This is a genomic window from Nocardioides guangzhouensis, from assembly GCF_004519545.1.
Lineage (GTDB): Bacteria > Actinomycetota > Actinomycetes > Propionibacteriales > Nocardioidaceae > Nocardioides > Nocardioides guangzhouensis.
Genome location: NZ_SDKM01000082.1, coordinates 1 through 5853, shown reverse-complemented (window position 1 = coordinate 5853; position 5853 = coordinate 1). Strand labels below are relative to the sequence as shown.

Here is a 5853-nt window from a genome sequence, read left to right as displayed (position 1 = left end):
GGTCTTCCACGACGACCAGCACGGCACCGCGATCGTGGTGCTCGCCGCGCTCACCAACGCGTTGCGCTGCGTGGACAAGCGGCTCGAGGACGTGCGGGTCGTGGTCTCCGGGGGCGGTGCCGCCGGGTCGGCGATCGTCACCCTGCTGCTGGCCGGCGGCGCGAACGACGTGATCGTGAGCGACCGCGAGGGCCTGCTGTCCCGGGACGACACGACGCTCTCCCCAGCGCACGCCGCGCTCGCCGCGAAGACCAACCCGCGGCAGGTCCGCGGCACCCTCCAGGACGCGCTGAAGGACGCCGACGTCTTCATCGGGGTCTCGGCGCCGGGTGTGCTCGACCCCGAGTGGATCCCCAGCATGGCCAAGGATCCCGTTGTGTTCGCGCTGGCCAACCCCGATCCGGAGGTGGACCCGGCCGAGGCCGCGAAGTACGCCGCGGTGGTGGCCTCCGGACGCTCCGACTACCCCAACCAGATCAACAACGTGCTCGCGTTCCCGGGCGTCTTCCGCGGCCTGCTCGACGCCCGGGCGCACGAGGTGACGACCGAGATGCTGCTGCGGGCCGCCGAGGCGATCGCGCACGTGGTGACCGACGAGGAGATCAACCCCTCGTTCATCATCCCGAGCGTCTTCGACCCCGACGTGCCGAAGGCGGTGGCCGACGCGATCAGCGGCGGCCACCACCACGGCAGCTGAGCAGGACCTCCCTCAGTCGGAGGTGCAGCCCCGCGGGCTCACCCGGTGGTGCCCTGCGGGCCGGCCGGGGCCGGCAGCGGCGAGGACGGCGAGCCCGGGACCGGCTTGCCCGGGACGCCGTTCACCGACTCCGTCGAGAAGGCGTAGGTGAGCATCGCGTAGGCGACCAGGTCGCTGTTGACGTCGAGCGCCGCGTCCGCGTTGTTGGCGAACGTGTCGCAGGCCAGGTGGTAGCACGGGTCGTACTGCGCACCCGCGGTCCCGCCCCAGATCCCTGCCTGCGCCACCGTCTTGATGCCTTCGGCACCGGTGAACAGGCCACCGGACGGGATGCCCGCCTCGATGAACGCCTGGTAGTCGCTGCGGCCGTTGAACGCCGTGTCGTCGTACGGCACGTTGCGCGAGGTGTAGAAGCCCTCGTAGAGCTTCTCGATCGCTTCCGAGCCGGGCGGGACCGTCACCGGCGCCGTGAACGTCGACTCGTCGGCGTCGTAGGTCATGAGGATGTAGTTCGGCGAACCGATCATGTCGTAGTTCATGTAGAGCGCGATCCGGTCACGCTCGGCCTGCGACAGCCCGTCGACGTACGCCGTGGAGCCGACCAGGCCTCCCTCCTCGTCGCCCCACCAGGCGAACCGCACCGTGTTGACCGGCTTCACCTTGGCCATCTGGAGCGCGGTCTCGAGCAGCGCCGCGGAGCCGGAGCCGTTGTCGTTGATGCCGGGCCCCTGGACGACGCTGTCGAGGTGGGCGCCGGCCATGACCACGTTGTCGGTGTTGTCGCCGGGCATCTCCGCGATCACGTTGACGTTGGTGCGTTGCTCGCTGGGCAGCACCCGCACGCGCGCGGTGGAGCCGGGCTGGGAGAGGGCCGATCCGTCGGCGAACGAGGCGCCGACCACGGGGATGTTCACGGTGTCGGGGGCCAGCGTCCCGATGATGAGGCCCTCGCGGTCCGGGGTGTTGCCCTGGTTGAAGATCACGACCGCGGAGGCGCCTGCCGCCTGCGCGTTCAGAGCCTTGACGGCGAACGTGCAGGTGCCGCGCTGGACCAGGGCGATGTTGCCGGCCGGGAAGCCGGCGAAGTCGCCCGCCTCGCAGCCGCTGGTGCTGGCCCGCGGAGGTATGAGGTTGATGTCGACCGGGGTGACGGCGGCGGTGACGTCACCGTTGCCGGAACCCGTGAACGTGCCCGAGGCGTACGTCGCGGAGACCGGCGTGAGCTGCCGGAGCAGCGCCGGGAACTGGAACTCGAAGTCAAACTCGTCGAGCGTGACCGTGTAGCCGGCCGCCTGCAGCTTCCCCGCGACGTACGCCGCGCTGTTGGCGTACCCCGTCGTGCCGGCGGCCCGGGTGCCGGGGTAGAACTCGTCGTGGTTCGCGTCGGCGATGTTCTGCAAGGCCCGCTGGTGCGCCCGGACCCCGTCCAGGCTCACGCACTCGAGCAGCTTGCCGTAGGTGTTGTTGGTGCGGGTGGCGCAGCCGGGCGGTGCCGCGGGTGCGGCGTCCGCGCCGGTGGTGGTGCCGGCCCAGGCGAGCCCGGCGGCGACGAGCGCCAGGGGCAGCAGGCGGGGCAGGCGCCGGTGGGTGTGTGGCATGGCGTTCTCCTTCGACCTCGATCTCCGGTGATGACCGGTGCATCGCAGGCCGGGACGGGGTCCGAGCCCCCCGACGCACTGCCAGCCATCCAAGTGACAACCGGACAAACCGGTCAATAGTCAGAGGTGACCAGGGGACGACCCCGGGCTCCCTCGGGTTGCCGGGACGGCCACCAGAACCGGTCACCGAGTCGCAGCGCCATCGCCGGCACCAGGACGGTGCGGACGACGAGCGTGTCCAGCAGCACGCCGATGCAGATCACCGCGCCGAGCTGGGCGAGCACGACGAGGGGTAGCACGCCGAGCACCGCGAACACCGCGGCCAGCAGCACGCCGGCGCTGGTGATCACGCCTCCGGTGGCGGTCAGCGCCCGCAGCATCCCCTCGCGGCTGCCGTGGTCGACGGCCTCCTCGCGGGCCCGGGTGACCAGGAAGATGTTGTAGTCGACGCCGAGCGCCACCAGGAACAGGAACGCCAGCAGCGGCACGCCGACGTCGAGCGCGTCGAACCCGAGTGGCCCGGTGAAAAGCCACCACGACACCCCGAGGCTGGCCGAGAACGTCGCGAGCACCGTGGCCACCAGCAGGACCGGGGCCAGCAGTGATCGCAGCAGCAGCACGAGCGCACCGAGCACCAGCGCGAGGATCAGCGGCAGGATCACCTTCCGGTCGCGGGCGGCGGCGTCGCGCTCGTCCATGGACGTCGCCTCGCTCCCGGTCACGTGGGTGTCGTCGTACGGCGCCAGAGCGGTGCGCAGGTCCACGACGGCCTGCTCCGAGGCGCTCGTGCCGGGCGCGGCGTCGAGGACTGCGTCGACCTGGGTGATCCCGTTGCCGCGCTGGGTGATCCGGGCCGACTGCACGCCCCGGGTGTCCTCCACGGTCGACAGCACCGACCTGCCGTCCGCGCGGGTGAGGACGCGCGTGGGGTCGGCCGCGCCGGCCGGGAAGGACTCCGCCAGCCGCTTGGACGCGGTGATCGCCTCGGGCTCGTCGAGGAACTGGTCGGCCTGGTCGAGCCCGGTCTCGATCCGGAACAGCCCCAGCGACATCACGGCCAGCAGGGCGAGGGTCCCGGTGACGAACGCGGTCGGGTGCTGGGCGACGCGGTCGCCGACGCGCCGCCACAGCGACCGGGTGTCGACGAGCGCGGGCTCGCCTTCGTGTGGCACCCGCGGCCAGAAGATCCAGCGGCCGAAGACCACCAGGCCGGCCGGGAGCACGACGAGGGCGAAGGTGGCCGCGACGACGATGCCGACCGCGCAGGCCAGTCCAAGGCCGCGGGTCGTGGGGATCAGGGAGAGCAGCAGGGTCAGCAGACCGAGCACGACGGTGGTGGCGCTGGCCAGCACGGGCTCCACCGTGCGCCGTACGGCGACGGCCATGGCGTCGAACCGGGACGCGTGCGACCGCAGCTCGTCGCGGTAGCGGGAGATCAGCAGCAGGGCGTAGTCGGTGCCGGCACCGAAGACCAGCACGGAGAGGATCCCCACGGTCGACTCGTCCCAGGCCATCCCGAACGCGGCCAGGGTCTGGGTCGCCAGCACCGCCGCTAGCCGGTCGGCCACGGCGACCACCGTGAGCGGCACCAGCCACAGCACCGGGCTGCGGTACGTGATGACGAGCAGCACCGCGACCACCGTGGCGGTCGCGAGGAGCAGGCGCAGGTCGGCGCCCTCGAAGACCGCTGCCAGGTCGGCCTCGACCGCGGCAGGGCCGGTGACCTGGGCGCTCACTCCGTCGGGCACATCGGCCGTGACCGTCGAGCGCAGCTCCTCGACCTCGTCGGCGTTCTCGGTGGCGGTGCCGGCGACCACCGGGACCACGGCGATCGCGGCGGTACCGTCACGGGACGGGACGACGCGGACCCCGTCGGCGAGCTGCTGGTCGGCCTGCGCGCGGATCTCGGCCAGCGGGAGCCGACCCTCCTCGACCGACCACAGCACGACCGCGACCGAGGCATCCCTCTCGGGGAGCTCGGCGGCGAGCTCGGTGCCGAGCGTGCTGTCGGCGCCGGCGGGCAGCGTGTCCGTCGGGCCGGGGTCCCGCTCCGCCTCTCCGAGCAGGGCGATCAACGCTCCGGCGAGCAGCAGCGGCACGAGGGCGACCAGCCACGCCGTACGTCGCCCGGTCAGCAGGGACGTCATGCCACACTCCTCGGGGTTGGTCAACGTAAGATCGCTAAGTAACTTAGCAACCAATGTGGCGAGGAACAATGAGCGAGCGCAGGCGGTCCTCCAGCGGCCGGGTGCCGTCGGAGGCCACCCTCGCCCTTCGGGACCTGCTCGAGGCCGGCGCCCGGCTCCGGCACGTGGTCTCCCGCCGGGCCGGGCTCAGCGAGACCGAGATGACCGCCCTCGACCACCTCAGCCGCGAGCCGCTCGGCCCCGCCGAGGTGGCCCGCCGCCTCGACGTCTCCACCGCCGCGTCCACCGGGATCGTCGACCGCCTCGTCGAGCGCGGGCACGCGGAGCGTCGGCCGCACGCCGACGACCGGCGCCGGGTCGACGTCCACCTCACCGACTCGGGGCGTGCCGAGATCCTCGACCACCTCGGGCCGATGTTCGTCGAGCTGGCCCGGCTCGACGAGACGCTCACCACCGAGGAGCGCGCGGTGGTCGAGCGCTACCTGCGCGGCGCCACCGCGGCGCTGGACGCCGTCATCACCCCGGACCCCGCGGACGGTGATACGGACCGGGGGAAATATCGGTCGCGTCGGGGGCAGTGACGGGTCAGGCTGTGCGCATGGCGACCGACCTTCCCCTCGCAGCGCACCTCGAGGGTGTGCGCACCGCGCTGGTGGCGTTCGTCCGGTACGCCGACCGCGCCGGGCTTCGCGCCGGCGTACCCACGTGCCCGGACTGGGACGTGCGTGCCCTGATCGCGCACCAGGGCATGGTGCACCGGTGGGCAACCGCGATCGTGCGCGGCGAGCGGCTGGACCCGGACGCGGTCGAGCGGGAGGGCAAGGCCTCGCCGGACCCGGTCGAGTGGCTGCGGGACGGAGCGATCGACCTGGCCCAGGCGCTCACCGACGCCCCCGAGGACCTGAAGGTCCTGCGCTTCCTCAACGACCCGCCCCCGGCCCGCCAGTTCTGGGCTCGCCGGCAGTGTCACGAGACCACCATCCACGCGGTGGACGCGCTGTCCGCCGCGCTCGGCCGCTACCCGGTCGCCGCGGACACCTGGATCGACCGGGCGGTCGCGCTCGACGGCATCGACGAGCTGCTCACCGGGTTCGTCACCCGCTCGGTCTCCCGGCTGCGGTCCGAGGACCCGGTCTCGATCGCCGTGCGCCCGACCGACTCCGACCACGCCTGGCTGGTCGAGGTCGGCCGCGAGCCGGCGGTCACCACCCGGCACCGCGGCCCGGTCTCCGGCGACGTGCTCCTCGAGGGCCCCGCGGTCGCGCTCTACCTCACCCTTTGGAACCGCTCCGACGAAGTGGTCCCCGACCACGGCTTCGACGTCTGGCGCGACCACGCCCAGGTCCGCTGGGGCTGACGTCGAGCGGCGCCCCGCTGGGCGTTGAGTTGCGCCGCGCTGGGGGTTGAGTTG

The 5853-nt window shown here is 72.6% G+C and carries 5 protein-coding genes; 3 read left to right on the top strand and 2 right to left on the bottom strand.

Annotated elements, in window-relative coordinates:
* Positions 1-697: NAD(P)-dependent malic enzyme (locus tag EKO23_RS24200; protein WP_281280997.1), on the top strand; the 697-nt coding region annotated here is incomplete at its 5' end.
* Between the two features lie 38 nt (positions 698-735).
* On the opposite strand, the gene EKO23_RS24195 is transcribed toward EKO23_RS24200, so the two are convergent.
* Positions 736-2295, bottom strand: coding sequence for a M28 family metallopeptidase (locus tag EKO23_RS24195; protein WP_134721062.1), 1560 nt, complete (start codon positions 2293-2295; stop codon positions 736-738).
* Between the two features lie 113 nt (positions 2296-2408).
* Positions 2409-4442: an MMPL family transporter gene (locus EKO23_RS24190; RefSeq protein WP_134721060.1), complete on the bottom strand. Its 2034-nt coding sequence runs from the start codon at positions 4440-4442 to the stop codon at positions 2409-2411.
* Positions 4443-4510: 68 nt separating this feature from the next.
* Between EKO23_RS24190 and EKO23_RS24185 the strand changes: the two genes are divergently transcribed.
* Positions 4511-5023, top strand: coding sequence for a MarR family winged helix-turn-helix transcriptional regulator (locus EKO23_RS24185; RefSeq protein WP_167880637.1), 513 nt, complete (start codon positions 4511-4513; stop codon positions 5021-5023).
* A 17-nt stretch (positions 5024-5040) separates the two neighbouring features.
* On the top strand, positions 5041-5799 hold the full coding sequence (locus EKO23_RS24180) for a maleylpyruvate isomerase family mycothiol-dependent enzyme (protein ID WP_134721056.1): 759 nt from the start codon (positions 5041-5043) through the stop codon (positions 5797-5799).
* The last annotated feature ends 54 nt before the right edge of the window (positions 5800-5853 follow it).